Raw genomic sequence first — 19,455 nt, 5'->3', positions numbered from 1 at the left:
GCGTGCCTTCACATGGCAGCTTTCACATCAGTGCGGGCAAAATCATCGCCTTTGAACAGCAGCGGCAGGTCCAGGGCCATGGCTAGGCCGTAGCTGAAGCAATGACCCAAGTTGAGGCCAGCCCGGTGGCGGCCCTTGCCGAAGTGGCGCCAGCCGTGGAGGGCCCAGTGCACATGCAACGTGTCGAGCGGAAGCGACTTGATCTCCGCTCGGCCCAAGAGCAAGTCCAACTCAGGAGGCCCTGCCTCACCGAGCTGACTGATCACCACGATCTGAGCTTCCAAGAGAGTGGCGGTGGAGATCCACTTCGGAGATGGCTGACTCAGGCAGCCAAGGAGTTCGACAGCTTCCGGCTCCGCTTTGAGAATGGCTATCAGAGCAGAGGTATCGATCACCATCAGACCGGCAGACCGTCATCGTCGTAGAGGGCATCCTGCAACTCCTTGCTGGTGCGCTGGTCTGGCCAACGCAGATTGCTGAAGCGCCCCAACAAAGCGAGTAACTGCTGCAACTTGGCATCCTGCAGCTTCAGCGCAGATGGCTCTGGGCTTCTCTCTAGTTCGGCCGCAAGCGCACGACGCACGGCATCGGTCACGGTGGTGCCACGCCGCGCCGCCAGCTCACGGGCCATGGCATGCACCTGCGGATCCTTGATGTTCATGCCCATCGCCACTAACGCCCCCACAAGGAGCCGGGTAGAAATCAACCCTAATTCTACCCAGGCCCCTATTCCAACACAAATAGAGACCACCACCTTGTCGCCATCCACGACAAGGCCCTGAGCCAACTTGACGCCATGGACGACAAGCTGCCCGCAACACTGCGCGATCTGCTGCGCCAGAAGCTGGTGGATAGCTGGCCGTAATCGGCATGCGCCGCAGCGGCAAAACTTCGCTGCTGTGGCAGGAGGTGGCCCAGCAGCTGGAGGCGAGTGCGGAGCGCAGCTGGCTGCCGATGCTGTCGCTGGAAGACGAGCGACTGCGAACGCGCGACTTTGCAACGAGAGCTGCGGGCACTCCTGGAGGCCCTGCAGGAACCGTCGGGCAGCGGCGCCCAAGCGCGGGGATTTCACCCAACAACAGGCCGTCCCGGGGGGAATGGCCAGAACCGGTCGCCTGGAGCAGCGCAGTGGAGTGGCTGCTGAAGTGAGCCGAATCAGCTGATGCACTACCCGCCGCGGAATTAGTCCACCTGCGGACTAAGCTTGAGTCGGCCATTGCTGCATGAGTTCGCCATGGATCAACCGCACCACACCGTGAATGTGCATGAAGCCAAAACCCACTTTTCGCGCCTGATCGATGCTGCCCATGCCGGCGAAACCATCGTGGTGGCCAAGGGAGGCAAACCATGGGCACGGTTGGTGCCCCTCGAGCCAGCCACCCCGCGGCGGCAACCGGGCGTGCTGGCGGGGCGCATCAGCCTGCCGCCCGTCGAGGTGCTGCTGGAGCCCCTGCCGGAGGACGAACTCGTCTGCCTTGAGCAACCCTTGCTGTAAGCGCACAGTCGATGCAATCGCTGCTGCTCGATACCCACGCCTTGCTCTGGTGGCTCGCCGAACCGGAGCGGCTTTCGGCCGTAGCCCATGCCGCCATTGCCGATGAGAGCACCCGGGTGTTCGTGAGTGCGGCCTCCGGCTGGGAGATCGCCACCAAGGTGCGCTTGGGCAAGCTGCCGGCAGCCAGCGAACTGGTCGACACCCTGCCCCAACTCCTGGCAGCCCAGGGTTTCGAGCTGTTGCCGATCAAGCTTCAGCATGGCCTGCATGCCGGCGGCTACGCGCTGCCCCACCGCGATCCTTTTGATCGCCTCTTGGCAGCCCAGGCCGAGCTGGGCCACCTCACTTTGGTGAGCCTGGATCAAGCCCTCCAAGCCTTCCCTTGCCGCTTGCTCTGGTAGCCGCCCGGTAGGATGTCTCTTGTGCTGGCCGTTCCGCCTCAATGCTCAAGCTGCTGCTGGGTGATCCAAATGCCCGCAAGCTGAAGCGCTACCAGCCGATCGTTTCTGATATCAACCTGCTCGAGGAGGAAATCTCCCCCCTCTCCGACGACGAGCTGCGCGGCCTCACTGCTGAATTCCGCCAGAAGCTGGAGCAGGTGGCGGGCAATACCGCCAAGGAGCGGGCCTTGCTCGATGAGCTGCTGCCCCAGGCCTTTGCCGTGGTGCGCGAGGCCGGCAAGCGGGTGCTGGGCATGCGGCACTTCGATGTGCAGCTGATCGGCGGCATGGTGCTGCACAACGGTCAAATCGCTGAGATGAAAACCGGCGAGGGCAAAACCCTCGTGGCCACCCTGCCCGCCTACCTCAATGCCCTCACCGGCCGGGGCGTGCACGTGGTGACGGTGAACGACTACCTGGCCCGCCGCGACGCCGAGTGGATGGGCCAGGTGCACCGCTTCCTGGGGCTCTCGGTGGGCCTAATCCAGCAGGAGATGACGCCAACCACCCGCCGAGCCAACTACGCCTGCGACATCACCTACGCCACCAACAGCGAGCTGGGCTTCGACTACCTGCGCGACAACATGGCCAGCGACATCGCTGAGGTGGTGCAGCGCCAGCCCAACTACTGCGTGATCGACGAGGTTGATTCGATCCTGATCGATGAGGCCCGCACGCCGCTGATTATCTCCGGCCAGATCGAGCGCCCCCAGGAGAAATACCGCCGCGCCGCCGAGGTGGCTGAGCTGCTGGAGCGCTCGGCCGAACTAGGCAAAGACGGTATCGACCCCGAGGGCGACTACGAGGTTGACGAGAAGCAGCGCAATGTGACCCTCACCGACGAGGGCTATGCCAAGGCCGAGCAGGAGCTGGGGGTGACCGATCTCTTCAACCCAGAAGACCCTTGGGCCCACTTCATCGGCAATGCCCTCAAGGCCAAGGAGATGTTTGCCAAGGACGTGAACTACATCGTGCGCAATGGCGATGCGGTGATCGTGGATGAATTCACCGGCCGGGTGATGCCAGGGCGACGCTGGAGCGACGGCCTGCACCAAGCGATCGAGGCCAAGGAACAGCTAGAGATCCAGCCCGAAACCCAAACCCTCGCCTCGATCACCTACCAAAACTTCTTCCTGCTCTACCCGCGCCTGGCCGGGATGACCGGCACCGCCAAAACAGAAGAGGTGGAATTCGAGAAGACCTACAAGCTCGAGGTCACGATCGTGCCCACCAACCGGGTGCGCTCCCGCTCCGACTGGACCGATCAGGTATATAAAACCGAAACCGCCAAGTGGCGCGCGGTAGCCCTAGAAACCGCCGAGGTGCACAAGGGGGGCCGGCCGGTGCTGGTGGGCACCACCAGCGTGGAGAAATCGGAGCTGCTATCAGCCCTGCTGGCTGAGCAAGACATCCCCCACAACCTGCTCAACGCCAAGCCAGAAAACGTGGAGCGGGAAGCCGAGATCGTTGCCCAGGCCGGCCGGGCCGGCGCCGTGACCATCGCCACCAACATGGCGGGCCGTGGCACCGATATCATCCTGGGCGGCAACAGCGATTACATGGCCCGCCTCAAGCTGCGCGAGGTGCTGCTACCCAAGCTGGTGCGCCCAGAAAATGAGCACAAGCCCATCCCCTCAGCCAAAGCCGCACGCGAGGCCCGCAGTTTGGGAAGCCTCTATCCCTGCACTCTGAGCGAAACTACTGATCAGGCTCTGGTAACCCTCGCCAAAGACCTCGTGAATGCCTGGGGCGACCGGCAGCTCACCTTGCTGGAGCTGGAAGACCGCATCGCCCAGGCAGCCGAAAAGGCACCGAGCGAGGACCTCCAAATCCAAGCACTGCGCGACTGCATCGCTCAAGTGAAGGCCGAATACGACGCCATGGTGAAACAAGACGATCAGCAGGTGCGCGAAGCCGGTGGCCTGCATGTGATCGGCACCGAGCGCCACGAATCCCGCCGCGTCGACAACCAGCTTCGCGGCCGCGCCGGCCGCCAGGGCGATCCCGGCTCAACCCGCTTTTTCCTATCGCTGGAAGACAACCTGCTGCGCATCTTTGGCGGCGACCGGGTGGCCGGGCTGATGAATGCCTTCCGGGTGGAGGAAGACATGCCAATCGAATCGGGCATGCTCACCCGCTCACTGGAGGGCGCCCAGAAGAAGGTGGAAACGTACTACTACGACATCCGCAAGCAGGTATTCGAATACGACGAGGTGATGAACAACCAGCGCAAAGCCGTTTATACCGAGCGGCGCCGGGTGCTGGAGGGCCGTGAGCTCAAGGCCCAAGTGATCGGCTACGGCGAGCGCACCGTCGAAGACATCGTGGATGCCTATGTGAACCCAGAGCTGCCGCCTGAGGAGTGGGATCTCAGCCGCTTGGTGGATAAAACCAAGGAGTTTATTTATATCCTGGAAGATCTCACCCCACAGCAGTTGCAGGGTTTAGGCGTCGAGGAGCTCAAGGCCTTCCTGCAGGAGCAGCTGCGCAATGCCTACGACATCAAGGAGGGCCAAGTTGAGCAGCAACGCCCAGGCCTGATGCGCGAAGCCGAGCGCTACTTCATCCTGCAGCAGATCGACACCCTTTGGCGCGAACACCTGCAGGCGATGGATGCTCTGCGGGAGTCGGTGGGTTTGCGAGGGTATGGGCAGAAGGATCCGTTGATCGAATATAAGAATGAGGGCTACGATATGTTCCTCGAGATGATGACGCAGATGCGGCGGAATGTGATTTATTCGATGTTTATGTTTCAGCCGGCGCCGGCACCTCAGGGGGCCACTGCTTAGGCCAAGAGGATGAATAGACATGATCATCCTTACGCAATAAGCTGAGGCCCTTACCAAAAGATCTACAAACTCACGCTTCGAAGTGACTAAAACTGCTCTAATCGCCGGCATCACCGGCCAAGACGGGGCCTATCTCGCCCGGCATCTACTGGAAGCCGGCTACAGGGTAGTGGGTAGTAGCCGTGATGCCCAAAGCAGCGATACCAGCCGACTCAACAGGCTAGGCATCGCTCAAGACATTGAGCTCATATCCCTAGCGCCGAACGATTTCCGCAGCGTGCTTAAAGCACTCTCTTCGATCGAACCAACTGAGATATACAACCTCGCCGGCCAAACGAGTGTGGGGCTCTCGTTTGAACAGCCAGTTGAGTGTATGGAATCAATCGCCGGTGGAACGCTCAACTTTTTAGAAGTACTACGCTACCTCGAAGCTCCTACTCGCCTTTTTAGCGCAGGCAGCTCAGAGTGCTTTGGCGACACCCAGCAAGAAGCAGCGAATGAAACAACAGCCTTCCACCCCAGAAGTCCCTATGCAGTTGCAAAAAGTACAGCTTTCTGGCAAGTAGCGAATTACCGCGAAGCCTATGGAATCTTCTGCTGCACAGGGATTCTGGCCAACCATGAATCACCCCTGCGCCCCCAGCGCTTCGTGACGCAAAAAATCATCGATGGGGTGAGGCGAATCAAGCGGGGTGAAACCCAAGAGCTGAGGCTTGGCAATCTGGACATCTGGCGTGATTGGGGATGGGCAGCGGAATACGTTGTAGCCATGCATCAGATGCTGCAGGCACCAATTGCCAAGGACTACCTAATAGCGTCGGGGCACACCACCTCGCTGCGTGAGTTCGTTCGCCTGGCCTTTGCAGCAGCTGGGCTAGAAGCAGACAGATACTTGGTCAGCGACGCCACATTTCTTAGACCAAGCGACTTAAAGTATTCCTCCATGAATCCAAGTCAAATCTATGCAGACTTGGGCTGGAAAGCTCAAGTACAACCGAACGAGATCGTACAAAAAATGTATGAGGAAAGACTGTTCTAGTCCCTGCACTAACCTTTCAGCCTGGCACCCTAATCCTCTTAGCAAATCCTAATTACGTTCCATGATCAAGACTGCTCTCATTACAGGGATTACCGGTCAAGACGGCAGCTACCTGGCTGAGCTGCTGCTGGAGAAGGGCTACGCGGTGCACGGCATCAAGCGGCGGGCCAGCAGCTTCAACACTGCAAGGATCGATCACCTATACCAAGACCCGCACGAGAGCGATCCCAGGCTGGTGCTGCACTACGGCGATTTAACTGACAGCACCAATCTGATCCGGATCATCCAGCAGGTGCAGCCCGATGAGATCTACAACCTAGGGGCCCAGAGCCATGTGGCGGTGAGCTTCGAGGCGCCGGAATACACCGCCAATTCCGATGCGCTCGGCACGCTTCGCATCCTGGAAGCTGTGCGGATGCTGGGACTCACAGCCAAAACCCGCATCTACCAGGCCAGCACCAGCGAGCTCTACGGCCTGGTACAGGAGATTCCCCAGAAGGAAACCACTCCCTTCTACCCCCGCAGCCCCTATGGGGTTGCCAAGCTGTACGCCTACTGGATCACGGTTAATTACCGCGAGGCCTACGGGATGTATGCCTGCAACGGCATCCTGTTCAATCACGAATCACCGCGGCGCGGTGAAACGTTCGTGACCCGCAAGATCACCCGCGGCCTGGCCCGCATCGATGCCGAGCTGGATCAATGCCTGTTCATGGGCAACCTCGATTCGCTGCGGGATTGGGGCCATGCCAGGGATTACGTGGAGATGCAGTGGCGGATGCTGCAACAGGAGGGGCCCCCGGAAGACTTCGTGATCGCCACGGGCCGCCAGGAATCGGTGCGGCGCTTCATTGAGCTCGCAGCACAGCAGCTCGGCTGGAACGCTGGTGGCGAGCAGGCCATCCAGTGGCAGGGTGAGGGCCTGGAGGAAGTGGGTCACCGCGCAGACACCGGCGCTGTGGTGGTGCGCATCGACCCCCGCTATTTCCGCCCGGCGGAGGTGGAAACACTGCTGGGCGATCCCAGCAAGGCACAAGAGAAGCTGGGCTGGACTCCCACCACCACCTTGGAGGAACTCGTGGCAGAAATGGTGGCGGCGGATAAAGAAGAAGCAGCCAAGGAGGCCACCCTGCGGCGCGAAGGCTTTGCGGTGGTGGGCTCGATGGAGAATCCACCGACCAATGCGGCTGCGGTGGCCGCCGCCCAACCATGAGTGGGCTAATAACCCGAGCCGACCGCATCTTCGTGGCCGGCCACCGGGGCATGGCCGGCAGCGCCATTACTCGGGCTCTGCAGGGGGCCGGCTACGTCGATCCAGCACAAGGTGGCGCTCTGATCACCGCCACGCGCGCCGAGCTCGACCTGCTGGATGCCGTGGCGGTGCAGCGCTGGTTTGCCGAGCAGCGGCCCACTGTTGTGGTGCTGGCGGCAGCAAAGGTGGGTGGCATCCATGCCAACAGCGCATACCCGGCCGACTTCCTGCTCGACAACCTCAAAATCCAGACCAACGTGATCGAAACGGCCTGGCGGGCCGGAGTGCGCCGCCTGCTGTTTCTAGGCAGGAGCTGTATTTATCCTAAATTTGCTGAGCAGCCAATACGGGAGGAAGCCCTTCTAACCAGGCCGCTGGAGCCCAGCAACGAGTGGTATGCCATCGCCAAGATCGCCGGGCTCAAGCTCTGTGCGGCGCTGCGCCGCCAGCACGGCTTTGACGCCTTCAGCCTGATGCCGACCAACCTTTATGGCCCAGGCGACAACTACCACCCCACAAACAGCCATGTACTGCCGGCGCTGATCCGCCGGTTCCATCAGGCAACTGAGTCTGGCGAAACCAGAGTTACTTGCTGGGGAACGGGGACCCCACTGCGGGAATTCCTGCATGTGGATGATCTTGGCGAGGCTTGCGTATTTGCCCTAGAGCATTGGCAGCCAGGCCCCGAGGAGCTGCAGCACCTGAATGTGGGCACCGGAGTAGATCTCACCATCGCAGGCCTGGCAGAAGCAGTGGCGGCGGCCACAGGGTTTCAGGGTGATATCTACTGGGATAGAAGCAAGCCAGACGGTACGCCCAGGAAACAGCTTGACGTAAGCCGGATGGCGGCACTGGGCTGGCGCGCGCGTATTGAGCTGGCAGAAGGCCTAGCAAGCACAGTTGCGCTTTACCAACAAGAGATCAAGACAAAAGCAATTCGCACGCAATGATCTTCAAAGGCGCTTCATTCGTCATGCAATATATGCATATGAACATCATATAGTCCGCGCCTTAATGTCTATTGCAGAATCGACTTGTGGATTAACGGCAATCATTCAGAGATCTTTGGACTGACAACACATTGAAATTCTCCAGATTCACTAATGCATCGGCCGACCTGGCTACTCCACCCTTAGAGCACATCTGGGTAGACCTAACGCCAATGCTGACGGGGGGTGCCAACGGTGGCGCCAAGCCATTCATCCTCACGCTGCTGCAGGAGCTTGCCAAACACCAGCCCCAGGCCCTGTTCCACTGCACCTGCAAGCCAGAGCTGGTAGGTGATCTTCAGCCCCTTGAAGCAGCCAATCTCATCTTCACGCCATCTGTTCCGGTGTTGGCGGCAGGGCGGTGGCTGGGCTCGAGGCGCCTCGGCCGCCACGGCCGACATCTCCGCCGGAGGGTACTGAATTATCTTTCAGGGCGCTCGAATAGGGCGGAAGTTTCATATCATCCAACTACACCTAACCACAACCAGGGTGCTGGAGCCCAACTCCTCCTCTGCCCCTTTGGAGCACCCCTGCTGCACTGTGCAGGTCTCACCACAGTGTCTACTTTCTACGACCTACAGGCACTCGCCTATCCAGGCTTCTTTCCCGCCGTTGCACAGTCAGAACGGCTGAGCCATTTCCGCCAGATGCTGGCAAAGGCCAGCCGCATCGCAGCCATCTCCCACTTCTCCCACCAGGAAGCAATCAAGCATGGGGCTGATCCAGGGCGCATCAGAGCCATACCGATCCGAATGGCCCGCAGTCGCAGTGCGGTGCCAATGGAACGGCCACCCTTCCATCTGGTGAGTGGCCGCTTCTTTCTCTATCCCGCCAACCTCTGGCGCCACAAGAACCATGAGCTCCTGCTCACCGCGTTCGCCATGGCGCGTCAACAAGGGCTGCTGCACGATTTCATCTTGGTGTGCACCGGAGATGGCGTCGGTCGGTTGGAGGAGCTAAGGAAATTGTCGGCAGATCTGGGCTTAAACGAGAGTGTGCTGCTGCCGGGGTTCATTCAAGAAGACGAACTCGAAGGGCTGTATCAGCACAGCCTCGCGGTGGTTTTTCCGTCTCTCTATGAAGGCTTCGGCATGCCAGTAATAGAGGCAATGGCTCGTGGCATCCCCGTAGCCTGCAGCAACACCACTGCCCTCGGAGAGGTGGCCGGCGATGCCGCCCTACTCTTCCATCCGGGCAATCCACAGCAGATCGCAACAGCCCTGCTGCAGCTGGCCAAGGACCCAGCGCTGCGGCATAGCCTGATCAAACAGGGTCTAAAACAAGCAACGCCGTATGCGCAGGCTGAAGTGATGGCTCAGCAGTACTGGGAACTGTTGTCTGAGGCCCACGCTGCTGGGTCTATGGCCTAGACCATCACCCCGATCAGATAATCCGTACCGCCGTCCTGTTTCATGAGCGAACTAATCCGAATTAGCGTCATCACGCCGTCTTACAACCAAGGCGTGTTTATCGGTCGCACCCTGGCCAGCGTGGCCAGCCAGAGCCATTCACCCCATGAGCACCTGGTATTTGACGGCGGCAGTAGTGACGAAACCCTGCAGGTGCTGAAGGCGGCCGGAGCCAACGTGCGCTGGGTCTCACAGCCAGATAATGGCCAGGCCGATGCAGTGAACCAGGGTCTTCAGGCAGCGAGTGGAGACATAATCGGCTGGCTCAACTCCGACGATATTTATTATCCGGATACCTTCAAGAAGGTAGCGGCAGCCTTCGCCAAAGATCCCAGCCTTGACGTGGTGTATGGAGAGGCCGATCACATCGACTTAGACGATGTACCTTTCGAAAGCTATCCCACCACCTTCTGGGATCCGGAGCTGCTGCGACACACCTGTTTTATCTGCCAGCCAGCCCTCTTCTTCAGAAGACGGATCATCGAGCGAGTAGGCCTACTGGATGCCAGCTTGCGCTACTGCATGGATTACAACTATTGGCTCAAACTAGCTGATGCTGGCTGCCGCTTTGCCTACATCCCCGATAAACTAGCAGGATCAAGACTTTACGCAGAGAATAAAACGCTCAGCGATCGTCCAGCCGTACATCGTGAGATCGCTGAGATGTTTCGAAGTTATCAAGGAAATGTTCCTTTGCGCTGGGTGTTTGCCTATGCGCATCACAGCACTGCAGCCCAGTTTGACCGCAGCAAAGAGCCAATGCGCTTCAAGCTGCATCTTTACCTCGAAACAATGCGAAGCCAATGGCGTTGGAACCGTCGCGTTGGAATCTCAGCGCTACGCGAATTACGTCAGGCCAACCGGCGTCACGCCCTAGAGGCAACGGCAGCCGAAATGCTTGCTGCCTCCTCATAGAGGTCAAGAAGTTGGCGAGTGCTGACTTCCCAACTAAAGGCCGCTGCCCGCTCCCGAGCTGCAGCAGCTAAATCGGCCCGCCGCTGAGGCTGAATCAATAACACTTCGATAGCCTCCACCCAGGCATCCCGATTATTGGGGTCTAAAAGAATGCCGGCATTGGCCACGATCTCTGGCAGTGAGGTAGATCTGGAACTGATCACAGGCGCTCCCTGCCCCATACCCTCCAGCACCGGCAAGCCGAATCCCTCGTAGTGGCTGGGATACAGGTTCAATAAACAATGGCGGTAGAGCCAGATCAGCTCCCGATCACTCACATAGCCGAGCAGATGAATATCTGCAGCCCAGGGTGAATCCATCAGATCCCGCTCAAAATCATCCATCAGCCAACCCATACCACCTGCAAGGACCAAAGGAATGGCCGCACCACCACGCTCCCGGAAACGGCTGTACACCTCCACTAGGAAACGCTGATTCTTGCGCGGTTCGATCGTGCCGATGGCAAGAAGGAAAGGGTTTCCGCTATGGAAGAGCTTTGCCTGCGGCTGAATGGGCTGGATATCAAATCCAGGCTGATCGAATCGAGAGGCCGGATAAATCACCCGAACCCTCTCCGGCACAACATGAGGGAAATGATGCAGAAACTGCCGCTTAGAAGAGTTGGATATCGCTAACAGCCAGTCTGCCCGAACAGAAGCTTGCTGCACCCCCTTAAAACAACCGAGGCGGTTCGTCTCGGTTGTCCACTCAGGATGCTCAGCAAAACTCAAATCGTAGAGCGTGTAGATCAGGGTCGTGCGCAGCCGCCAGGGCGGACACCAGAAGTTGTTGGCATGTATTAAATCAAATCCATCAAGTAGCTCTCCTGCCTGCTGCTCGCTTTGCCAAAAAGCCTGCGCATCAGAGCGACGCAACAGACGCGGCCCATAACCCACCCCGTGGCTGCGATGCGGGAAAGCCGCCGCTTGGGTGGGATCATGAAAAAAGTCACCGAAGCTTGTAAGCAGCGTGAAATGATGATCTGCACCCGATGTCAGCAGGCCATCGATCAAAGCTGCAGCATAAAAACCGCAGCCAGCCTTCCGTGGCCCTGTCTGACTCACATCAAAGGCAATATTCAGTGGAATCACCCCTAATCTCCCTGATAATTGGGCAATAATAAGGGAGACGATCTCCTAACTAAGCGAAGCCAGAATTTCCCCCAATAGCGTCGCCAAGCAGGGGCGATAATCCCCAAATCTTGATTAATCTCCTCTAGCTGCTTCTTACCCCTCAAAATGGCCTGCCAGCCACTCGTGGCTCCGCCCTCAGCCATCGCGACCAAAGGTACCGAGCAGATAGCCACTTGCCCTGCCAGACCTGGCCGCAACAACAATGTCTGCATAAGTTTATAATCTGCAGAGAGACTGTAGTGCACATCAAAGCCTGTGTCCCGATAGAGAGACGATTCTGCAATAAAACCAGGATGGGGGTAATGGAGACCATGCCGCAACTGCTTATGCCAGACTTTCACATCGGGTGGAGGCAAGTGCACGATCCACTCTGCCCGCACATAACGCTCGGGCCGACGAAAATAAGCAATTGATGCCAGCAGCAGTGCAGCATTCTTGCGGCGAGCTTGGATCAGGAAATCCGCGTAAGCACCTGGATCCAGCAGGAGATCGTCAGCATTAAGCACATGGCAGTAGTGGCCGCGCGCCAATTGCAAACCCAAGTTCATGGCGGCATAAGGTCCACCACCGATGTCCCGCTGCCAACGACAGAAAGGGTGCCGCGAAGTATGCCGTTCCAGCAGCTCCTGGGTGCCGTCTGTAGAGCCTCCATCAATAAGTAGATGCTCCAAGCCCACACCGGCCTGCTGCAGGATCTCCCAGGTACGCACCACGCCCATGAGTGTGTCGGGCAAGGTATCTACCGATTGAAGACAGGGAGTGATGACCGTCACTAACGGCGGGGAGCACTCAGAACCAGCCGGCAGGGCCATAAGCAAATGATTTCCCTAGATGATGGAAAATAAATCATGAACTCTCACGAATCCCCAAAACCCCGAGCCGTCAGCATCGGCTTCGATGACCAGATCTTCCGGCGGCAGCTGCGCGGCGGGATCAGCCGCTACTTCCGTGAGCTGGCCCACGACCTGAGCTCAGTGGGCGTGGAAGTCCACCCCGCAATGGATCAGCAGCGCAGACATTGGCCAGGCCCTCAGCCCTGGCGGCAAGCAGACGTTCTACATGCGACCTTCTACGGGGGCAAGCCCTACCGAAGGCGGAGCCAGCAGCAATTGGTCAGCAGCCTTTTCGACATGACCCCGGAGCGGCACCCAGAGCATTTTTTCTTGCCCGCCTTTCGCTCACCCCATGCCAATAAGGCAAGGTGGCTTGAGGCCTCTGATTTGATCCTCAGCATCAGCGCCGCCAGCGCAGACGACCTGGCTTTCTTCCAGCCAAATCTGAGGGTGCCGCTGAAGGTGATCCACTTGGCCACTGCCATAGATCGACTGACCCCAAAACCCATCGCGGCACTTACGGGACGCCGCTACTGGCTCATGGTGGGCAAGCGCCACGCCTACAAAAATGGGCTGACTGTGCTGCGAGCGCTAGCCCTGCTGCACAGCGGAACTACTAGCAAATCTCGCCGCAGCGAAAAGCCCTTGCTGGTCTGTGCGGGGGGTGGCCCTTGGCGGTCAGACGAGCGCCGATGGATTGGCGGCCAGGGCTTGGAGGATGCAATTCTCCAACTGCCGGCCGACGATCGCGTGCTGGCCTGGCTATACCGCCACGCCGAAGCCGTAGTAGTGCCCTCCCTGGCCGAGGGATTCTCTCTTCCCTTGATCGAGGCCCTTGCCTGCGACACACCGGTTATCGCCTCAGATCTAGAGGTGCACCGGGAAGTGGGACAAAGCTACGCCACTCTTCTACCGGCCCTCAATGCCAAGGTCTGGGCCGAAAAGCTCACCGACAGTGAGCGGTTATTGAGCCCTAGCCAAAATCTTGGAGCCCAGAAGTATGTCGCCCTGCGCTCCCATTACGCACCAGAGCGACTAGTTCAAGAACACATTGCAGCTTACGGCAGCACAGCAACATAAAAAGAGCACCTTTGACTTAAGCCATGCAACAAGCTTAATCGACAAAAGCCAAAACTCACGAGCGGGCCATAAAAATCCTACGAGTTACTAGTCCCAATTAATACACCTATATGCACCCATTTATGGGAGGCTCCCTGAATAGCAATAGGATGCTTCTTGCCTAGCAGTTACCCAAAACTGGCAGCGGCATGGCACAACTGCCAAGGCCAGGAGTGACGCCAGGTGATGCGTGAAAGAGGCCCCGCTTACCAAACCCTCTACAAGGAAAGGACCTATTCGTTGGCTGTCAAGAACTCTCAGGAACGCGACCGCTGGCTGCCGCGTACGTCTTGATCAAGAACCTGCATAGGAAGCGCTCAGCCCTCGGCGTCCGATCCCCCCATCAGCCGCTCCACGAAGAATTTACCTTAGCTTGCGCATGCGTTCGACACCGCGACGAACGAGCATAATGAGGCTCCCAATGGTACTCCTATAAACAGTAATCGGGAGATAAAGAAGACGATCCAGCTTGGCTGCGGAATGCTCAGCAATAGCCAAGGCTTGCTGAGCTTTGGTCGCAAAACCTTCAAAACGGCTGTCCCAGCGAGCCATCAGATCTTCAAGACTCAGACCATAACTGGCATCAAACTGCTTACTTGTAAGCGATAAGATATCTTCACCTGCAAACTTCTGGGCGACAATAGAATAGTCCGGACTGGCGCCATTGACTACATCCTGCAGGCTAATGTCACTACGATTAACGATGTCCTTGGACTCTTGAAGGCGCAGAGTTTTTACTCGGTGAAAGCCTGCATACTCAGCAGCAAACGCCAAGAGCATCGACGGGATTGGTCGTAGGTGGGTCGGGTCAAGATAGAAGTTACGGGTCGCAACAAGAATATTTTCCGGGTTCGGTGTTTCCATGATCAAAAGCCCTCCCGGCTTTAGCACACGGAATGACTCACCGACTAACACGCGAAGCTGGTCGAAGGTGATGTGCTCAACAAGCTGAATCGCAGAAATTACCGCTTGACTTTCATCAGGCAAGGCACATAGATAATCCAATGCATCACCGTGTTCAACCGGCAAAGCGAGCTTAAGGCAAGAATCGAGCATACCCGTATCGGCATCTACCCCCATGGGCGTGAAGCCTGCCTCAACAAGAAGCTCCACCCACTCTCCTCGACCACAACCGAGATCTATTGCCGCAACTCCAGGATAAGCGCTCAACAGAGGCTTAACAAATGGAAGATAAACTTCAAGGCGCAATTTAATGAGTTCTCGGGAGCCGCGATAACGCTCCTCAAACTCTTGATAGAATCTATCACTCATACGAAACACCGCACGGCTGGAGGGATCCATGCTACGCCAACAAATTCATCCTTATCGACATTGACCATCTCAAATAGCAAAGCCCGGTCACGCCATTCGAAGTTTTTTACGGCATGGGTTTCGTCAGCGTGCAAAGCGACAGCAATTGAATAACTACCCGGCCCGAGATTAGCCTGAAAATCAAAATATATCTCGACAGCATGATTGAGTCCAAGATTTTTTAAACTAAGCTTGTGGTAGAAGGTATTGGTTCCAAAAACAGGTTGACCAAAGCGATCCTTAATCATGTAACCGACAACCAAGTCCTGTACATTGACGTTGCAGGTAGCCGACACACGCAGAGAAACCGGTTGGCCAACAGCGACCACCTCCAGTTGATGGCCCTTTGCATCAAGTAGAGCGGCGTCGGACAAAGTAACTTCTCCAGTACCGGAAATGGTCTGAATTTTGCCTTCGCCAGTAACTTCCTGGTTGACGATCTGGCTCTGGTGATCAGCCAGCATTGCGTTGTAGTAATCCATCACCGCTTCTGGCTCGCCCTCCATAGCTAGCTTACCTTCATTGAGAAGGATAGCGCGGTCGCAGATAGACTGAATTGAGCTCTTGTCGTGAGAGACAATCAGCAGCGTTGTGCCCTGCTCACGAAACTCACGTATTCGGGCAAAACTTTTATGCTGAAAATATGCATCACCCACTGACAATGCTTCATCGATGATAAGCACATCTGGGCGATCGGCGGTCATAACACTGAAAGCCAAGCGCATCTGCATACCGCTGGAGTAAACCCGTATCGGCTGGTCGATATATTCACCTATTTCAGCAAAGGCCTCTATTTCTGGCATGAGTTGGGCAATGTCATCAGCTGGATAGCCGAGGAGCTGCCCTGCCATAAAGACATTTTGGCGACCGGTAAAATCGGGATGGAATCCCATACCAAGCTCAAGCATCGCCGCAACACGACCACTTATGCGGACACTACCAGTAGTAGGATGAGTTGTGCCTGTAATCATCTTGAGCAGGGTACTTTTACCAGTACCATTGATGCCGATAATCCCTACGGCCTCACCAGGATTAACCGTAAAATTAATATCTTTAAGCACCCAATGCAACTTGTGGCGGACTTGATGAAAAGGACTGATCCACTCAGCCAGTCTCGACCAGCGGCTGGAATAGTGCTTGTATGCTTTACCTAGATTAGAAACTGTGATTGCACTCATTATAATTCATCCACCATTTCACCAGCATGTCTGCGGAACAGACGCAAGCCAAGGCTACATAGGACAAACGCACAGATCGCCATATAAATGAGACTCCCCCATGCTGGCCAGACTCCCCTGACCAATACCCCCTGCACTGCAGAGATATAAGCAGCTAATGGATTTAACGCCATTAATGCTTGTGTCCATTTAGGCAATATTGCAGGTGCATAGACGATGGGAGTCAACCAAAACCAAAAGGTCACAATGATCCCAAATGCCTGGCCGACGTCCCGAAAAAAAACATTAAGTACACCCAACAACATGCCCAACCCCGCAGAAAATGCGATCAACAGCCCGGTTAGCGGAAACAACGCCAAAAAAGCCGGCCCAGGAAAACTACCACTTATGAGCAGAAAAACAGTGAACAACGAGAATATGATAGAGAAATTCAGAAGAGCGCTGGCTACCACCACAGCTGGCAAGCAGATTCGAGGAAATCGCAGCTTCTTCAGCAGATTCGCATTTTCGATGAACATAGTCTGCGACCGAGTCGTAATCTCAGCGAATAAGCCCCAAGTGAGAATGCCAGCACAAAGGAAGATGCTGTAGGCAAATGTACTATCAATTCCCGGCAATCTTGTACGCATGACTTGCGCGAAGATCACCGTGTAAACCACGATCGTAGCCAATGGATTAATTACGTTCCAGGCAAAGCCAAATATTGAATTAACGTACTTGCTCTGAAACTCACGCCGCACAGAGCCCGAAATGAATCCACGGCAGGCCCAAAGCTCCCTGATTAATCGCATGATTTAGAGAAGCCTGACCAAAAAAGGGGCTTGATCATTCAAATGGATTCTGGGCTTCAAGAATGAATTCATAGTGATCTATCCGATCCGCTAGCCCCCATACCCTGACTTTATCTTCACCGCCTCAAACCACTCCAGATTTTCTAAAGACCACCTTACCGTTGTCGCCAGACCCTTCTCGAAGGTAAAGCGAGGTTTCCAGCCGAGCTCCGTGGTGATCTTGGACGCATCGATCGCATAACGGCGGTCATGGCCAAGGCGGTCTGGCACCGAGGTGATCAACCGAGCATGAGGCGCTCCCTTGGGCTGGATATCATCCAACAAATCGCAGATCGCCTCCACCACCTGCTTGTTGTTGCGCTCACTCGGGCTGCCGTGATCACCGGCACCGCCAACGCAGTAGCTCTCGCCCAGGCGACCCCTAGTGGCCGCCAGCAGCAACGCCTCCACGTGATCTTCCACATACAGCCAATCGCGCACGTTGGCACCGTCTCCGTAGAGGGGAATCGGCTCGCCGGCCACGGCCTTGAGGATCACCACCGGGATCAGCTTCTCGGGAAACTGCCAGGGTCCGTAGTTGTTGGAGCAGTTGGTGATCACCACCGGCAGGCCGTAGGTGTGGTGCCAAGCGCGCACTAGGTGATCACTAGCGGCCTTGCTGGCCGAATAGGGACTGCGCGGGTCGTATGGGGTGGTTTCTGAAAACCGGCCCGTGAGCCCGAGCGAGCCAAACACCTCATCAGTGCTGATGTGGTGAAAGCGGAAGTGTTCATGCCGCTCCTGGGAAAGCTGCTCCCAGTGGGCCCGCACCGCCTGCAGCAGATGGAAGGTGCCAGTGACGTTGCTCTCGATAAAGGCCCCTGGCCCGCTGATCGAGCGGTCCACATGGCTCTCTGCCGCCAGGTGAAACACCAAATCCGGATCGGCCTGGCGCACGGCCGCAACCGTTGCTTCGGAGTTGGTCAGATCCACTTGCAGCAGCTGGTGCCGGCCCGCCGCCGACGCGCCCAGCTCGGCGAGGGTGAGCTCAATGCTGGTGAGATCACTAGCGTAGCCAAGCTTGTCGAGGTTGAACACCGAGGCGCTGGAATCGCGCAGCAACCGGCGCACGAGCGCACCGCCGATGAAGCCGGCGCCGCCGGTAACCAGCACGCGGTTGATCCCTTCGGGCAGTAGTGAGGGCATGGGATCAATCAAGCTTTTATGAGGCTACCGGGGAACGTTGTTCCACAAACCATCACCACGGAAGGGGGGCATGCCTACGGGCAAAACGCCTTTAACCTGACCTCATGGTCTTGATTTACGGCACCGTTCAGCTCTCCAACCCCTCGAGCCCCGAGCTGCAGGGATTGGAGGTGCGGGCCCTGGCCGATTCCGGGGCCGTGCACCTCTGCATCCCTGAGCACGTCGCCATCCAGCTGCAGCTGCGAGAGCTGGAGCAGCGGGAGGTGATCCTGGCCGATGGACACCGGCGCACGGTGCCCTACATGGGCCCCATTGAGGTGCGCTTCGCCAACCGCCGCTGCTTCACCGGCGCCATGGTGCTGGGCAACGAGGTGCTGCTGGGGGCCATCCCCATGGAAGACATGGATCTCGTGCTGCGGCCCCAGCTGCAGTCGATCACCGTGAACCCAGAAAGCCCCAACATCCCCTTGAGCCTGGCCAAGCAGACCGATCGCTAAGCCAACCGCGCCGGCCGCCTGGCCGATGCCTGAGGCTGAGCTGAAAGCGTCCAAAATCTGTACAAGTTGTACAGATTTCATGACACACCCAAACAGCTGATCGACCCCTCCGAACGCAATGCCAGGCGAGTCCGAGATGTGATCTCAGTGCTTGAGGAGTACGGGGGAATGGCGGGCTAAACCTGCGGTGTGAATCGACGCAGGGTCAAATCACAGCGCTGCTCGATCAGGTTGGCGATGGCCACAGAAGCCAATCTGATCAGCAAGGGAAAAACGCCTTACAATCAAGATCGAAGCTGCCCATTGCAATGGTCGAGCCCCCAACGCAAAGGCGCAAACGATCGCGGTCCCTCACCGTCACCCGAAAAGGGCAGGTGACGCTGCGCAAAGATCTCCTGGCCCATCTGGGCATTCAGCCTGGCCAGCGCATTGATGTGGAGGTGCTGCCTGGCGGCCGGCTGGAGCTGCACGCCGAGCAAGCCACCGGCAGCATCAACAGCTTCATCGGCCTGCTGGCAGGCCGCAGCAGCCACTGCGCCAGCATGGAGGAGCTGAATCAGGCCGCCGCCGCCGGCTGGGCCGGGCTCGGCGACGCAAACGCCCAACCCAGCACCAGCCCATGAAGATCACGGCCGACACCAACGTGCTGGTGCGCGCCCTGGTGCAGGACGATCCCGAGCAGGCCAAATCAGCCAGTGCGCTGCTGGAGCAGGCGGAGCTGGTGGTGATCCCCCTCCCTGTGTTGTGCGAACTGGTTTGGGTGCTGCGCCGTGTCTACCGCTTCTCCAACCACGACTGCGTCAGCGCCATCGAAGCGCTGCTTGCCAGCAGCAGCGTGGTGGCCGATCGACCGGCCGTGACAGCCGGGCTCAAGCTGCTCGCATGGGGCGGCGATTTCGCTGATGGCGTGATCGCTTTCGGCGGACGGCAGCTGGGCAGCCAGCAGCTGGCCACCTTCGACCGCGAAGCAGCGCGCCTGCTGAGCGAAGCCGGCGAACCGGTGCATCTGCTGGGGTGATCGCCGGGAAAGGCAATAGGCCC

The 19,455-nt window shown here is 57.7% G+C and carries 22 protein-coding genes; 13 read left to right on the top strand and 9 right to left on the bottom strand.

Going from position 1 to position 19,455, the window contains the following annotated elements; all coding sequences use genetic code 11:
* Nucleotides 1-8: 8 nt before the first annotated feature.
* Nucleotides 9-398, bottom strand: a complete 390-nt coding sequence (locus tag KBY99_RS09425; RefSeq protein WP_254998774.1) for a type II toxin-antitoxin system VapC family toxin — start codon at nucleotides 396-398, stop codon at nucleotides 9-11.
* On the bottom strand, nucleotides 398-706 hold the full coding sequence (locus KBY99_RS09420) for a type II toxin-antitoxin system VapB family antitoxin (protein ID WP_254998773.1): 309 nt from the start codon (nucleotides 704-706) through the stop codon (nucleotides 398-400). The genes KBY99_RS09425 and KBY99_RS09420 overlap by 1 nt, the downstream gene beginning before the upstream one ends.
* Before the next feature lie 164 nt (nucleotides 707-870).
* Here KBY99_RS09420 and KBY99_RS09415 point away from each other — a divergent pair, with 164 nt between their 5' ends.
* The 7 genes from KBY99_RS09415 to KBY99_RS09385 all read left to right on the top strand — a co-directional run bounded on the left by KBY99_RS09415 (nucleotide 871) and on the right by KBY99_RS09385 (nucleotide 7,965).
* Nucleotides 871-1,149: a hypothetical protein gene (locus KBY99_RS09415; protein ID WP_254998772.1), complete on the top strand. Its 279-nt coding sequence runs from the start codon at nucleotides 871-873 to the stop codon at nucleotides 1,147-1,149.
* Nucleotides 1,150-1,234: 85 nt separating this feature from the next.
* A complete protein-coding gene (locus KBY99_RS09410; protein WP_254998770.1) occupies nucleotides 1,235-1,495 on the top strand; it encodes a type II toxin-antitoxin system Phd/YefM family antitoxin in 261 nt (86 codons plus the stop codon).
* An 11-nt stretch (nucleotides 1,496-1,506) separates the two neighbouring features.
* Complete coding sequence (locus KBY99_RS09405) at nucleotides 1,507-1,896, top strand: type II toxin-antitoxin system VapC family toxin (RefSeq protein WP_254998768.1); 390 nt, start codon at nucleotides 1,507-1,509, stop codon at nucleotides 1,894-1,896.
* Nucleotides 1,897-1,937: 41 nt separating this feature from the next.
* Complete coding sequence (gene secA / locus KBY99_RS09400) at nucleotides 1,938-4,724, top strand: preprotein translocase subunit SecA (RefSeq protein WP_254998767.1); 2,787 nt, start codon at nucleotides 1,938-1,940, stop codon at nucleotides 4,722-4,724.
* Nucleotides 4,725-4,806: 82 nt separating this feature from the next.
* The gene (locus KBY99_RS09395) at nucleotides 4,807-5,763 is read left to right on the top strand and encodes a GDP-mannose 4,6-dehydratase (protein ID WP_254998765.1); all 957 of its coding nucleotides are present in this window, start codon (nucleotides 4,807-4,809) and stop codon (nucleotides 5,761-5,763) included.
* A gap of 61 nt (nucleotides 5,764-5,824) precedes the next feature.
* Nucleotides 5,825-6,976 carry a GDP-mannose 4,6-dehydratase gene (gene gmd / locus KBY99_RS09390; RefSeq protein WP_254998763.1) on the top strand — a complete coding sequence of 384 codons (1,152 nt, stop codon included), beginning with the start codon at nucleotides 5,825-5,827 and terminating at the stop codon, nucleotides 6,974-6,976.
* Nucleotides 6,973-7,965, top strand: a complete 993-nt coding sequence (locus KBY99_RS09385; RefSeq protein ID WP_254998761.1) for a GDP-L-fucose synthase family protein — start codon at nucleotides 6,973-6,975, stop codon at nucleotides 7,963-7,965. The genes gmd and KBY99_RS09385 overlap by 4 nt, the downstream gene beginning before the upstream one ends.
* A 203-nt stretch (nucleotides 7,966-8,168) precedes the next feature.
* On the opposite strand, the gene KBY99_RS09380 is transcribed toward KBY99_RS09385, so the two are convergent.
* Nucleotides 8,169-8,405 carry a hypothetical protein gene (locus tag KBY99_RS09380; protein ID WP_254998760.1) on the bottom strand — a complete coding sequence of 79 codons (237 nt, stop codon included), beginning with the start codon at nucleotides 8,403-8,405 and terminating at the stop codon, nucleotides 8,169-8,171.
* On the opposite strand from KBY99_RS09380, the gene KBY99_RS09375 reads away from it, so the two are divergent.
* Nucleotides 8,349-9,374 (top strand): glycosyltransferase family 4 protein, encoded by a 1,026-nt coding sequence (locus KBY99_RS09375; protein ID WP_409996555.1) that lies wholly within the window; start codon nucleotides 8,349-8,351, stop codon nucleotides 9,372-9,374. The genes KBY99_RS09380 and KBY99_RS09375 overlap by 57 nt on opposite strands.
* A gap of 42 nt (nucleotides 9,375-9,416) precedes the next feature.
* A complete protein-coding gene (locus tag KBY99_RS09370) occupies nucleotides 9,417-10,328 on the top strand; it encodes a glycosyltransferase family 2 protein (protein ID WP_254998755.1) in 912 nt (303 codons plus the stop codon).
* On the opposite strand, the gene KBY99_RS09365 is transcribed toward KBY99_RS09370, so the two are convergent.
* Together KBY99_RS09365 and KBY99_RS09360 are read right to left on the bottom strand one after the other, a co-directional pair.
* Nucleotides 10,280-11,431, bottom strand: a complete 1,152-nt coding sequence (locus tag KBY99_RS09365) for a glycosyltransferase family 4 protein (RefSeq protein WP_254998794.1) — start codon at nucleotides 11,429-11,431, stop codon at nucleotides 10,280-10,282. The two genes, KBY99_RS09370 and KBY99_RS09365, sit on opposite strands and share 49 nt — an antisense overlap.
* Before the next feature lie 29 nt (nucleotides 11,432-11,460).
* Nucleotides 11,461-12,273: a glycosyltransferase gene (locus KBY99_RS09360; protein ID WP_254998754.1), complete on the bottom strand. Its 813-nt coding sequence runs from the start codon at nucleotides 12,271-12,273 to the stop codon at nucleotides 11,461-11,463.
* A gap of 75 nt (nucleotides 12,274-12,348) precedes the next feature.
* Here KBY99_RS09360 and KBY99_RS09355 point away from each other — a divergent pair, with 75 nt between their 5' ends.
* On the top strand, nucleotides 12,349-13,413 hold the full coding sequence (locus tag KBY99_RS09355; protein WP_254998753.1) for a glycosyltransferase: 1,065 nt from the start codon (nucleotides 12,349-12,351) through the stop codon (nucleotides 13,411-13,413).
* Between the two features lie 402 nt (nucleotides 13,414-13,815).
* On the opposite strand, the gene KBY99_RS09350 is transcribed toward KBY99_RS09355, so the two are convergent.
* The 4 genes from KBY99_RS09350 to rfbB form a co-directional block, all read right to left on the bottom strand.
* Complete coding sequence (locus KBY99_RS09350) at nucleotides 13,816-14,724, bottom strand: class I SAM-dependent methyltransferase (RefSeq protein ID WP_254998752.1); 909 nt, start codon at nucleotides 14,722-14,724, stop codon at nucleotides 13,816-13,818.
* The gene (locus KBY99_RS09345; RefSeq protein ID WP_254998750.1) at nucleotides 14,721-15,941 is read right to left on the bottom strand and encodes an ABC transporter ATP-binding protein; all 1,221 of its coding nucleotides are present in this window, start codon (nucleotides 15,939-15,941) and stop codon (nucleotides 14,721-14,723) included. The genes KBY99_RS09350 and KBY99_RS09345 overlap by 4 nt, the downstream gene beginning before the upstream one ends.
* Nucleotides 15,941-16,681 (bottom strand): ABC transporter permease, encoded by a 741-nt coding sequence (locus KBY99_RS09340; RefSeq protein ID WP_254998749.1) that lies wholly within the window; start codon nucleotides 16,679-16,681, stop codon nucleotides 15,941-15,943. Before KBY99_RS09340 ends, KBY99_RS09345 begins: the two co-directional genes overlap by 1 nt.
* 141 nt (nucleotides 16,682-16,822) lie before the next feature.
* Nucleotides 16,823-17,917 (bottom strand): dTDP-glucose 4,6-dehydratase, encoded by a 1,095-nt coding sequence (rfbB, locus tag KBY99_RS09335; RefSeq protein WP_254998747.1) that lies wholly within the window; start codon nucleotides 17,915-17,917, stop codon nucleotides 16,823-16,825.
* Nucleotides 17,918-18,021: 104 nt separating this feature from the next.
* Here rfbB and KBY99_RS09330 point away from each other — a divergent pair, with 104 nt between their 5' ends.
* From KBY99_RS09330 to KBY99_RS09320, 3 genes are all read left to right on the top strand, one after another.
* Nucleotides 18,022-18,414, top strand: coding sequence for a clan AA aspartic protease (locus tag KBY99_RS09330; protein ID WP_254998746.1), 393 nt, complete (start codon nucleotides 18,022-18,024; stop codon nucleotides 18,412-18,414).
* A gap of 374 nt (nucleotides 18,415-18,788) precedes the next feature.
* Nucleotides 18,789-19,037, top strand: a complete 249-nt coding sequence (locus KBY99_RS09325) for an AbrB/MazE/SpoVT family DNA-binding domain-containing protein (RefSeq protein ID WP_254998745.1) — start codon at nucleotides 18,789-18,791, stop codon at nucleotides 19,035-19,037.
* Nucleotides 19,034-19,432 (top strand): type II toxin-antitoxin system VapC family toxin, encoded by a 399-nt coding sequence (locus KBY99_RS09320; protein ID WP_254998744.1) that lies wholly within the window; start codon nucleotides 19,034-19,036, stop codon nucleotides 19,430-19,432. The genes KBY99_RS09325 and KBY99_RS09320 overlap by 4 nt, the downstream gene beginning before the upstream one ends.
* Nucleotides 19,433-19,455 lie beyond the last annotated feature (23 nt).

The sequence above is a fragment of the Cyanobium sp. Maggiore-St4-Cus genome, assembly GCF_024345615.1.
Lineage (GTDB): Bacteria > Cyanobacteriota > Cyanobacteriia > PCC-6307 > Cyanobiaceae > Cyanobium_A > Cyanobium_A usitatum.
This window is presented reverse-complemented; position numbering and strand designations above follow the sequence as displayed.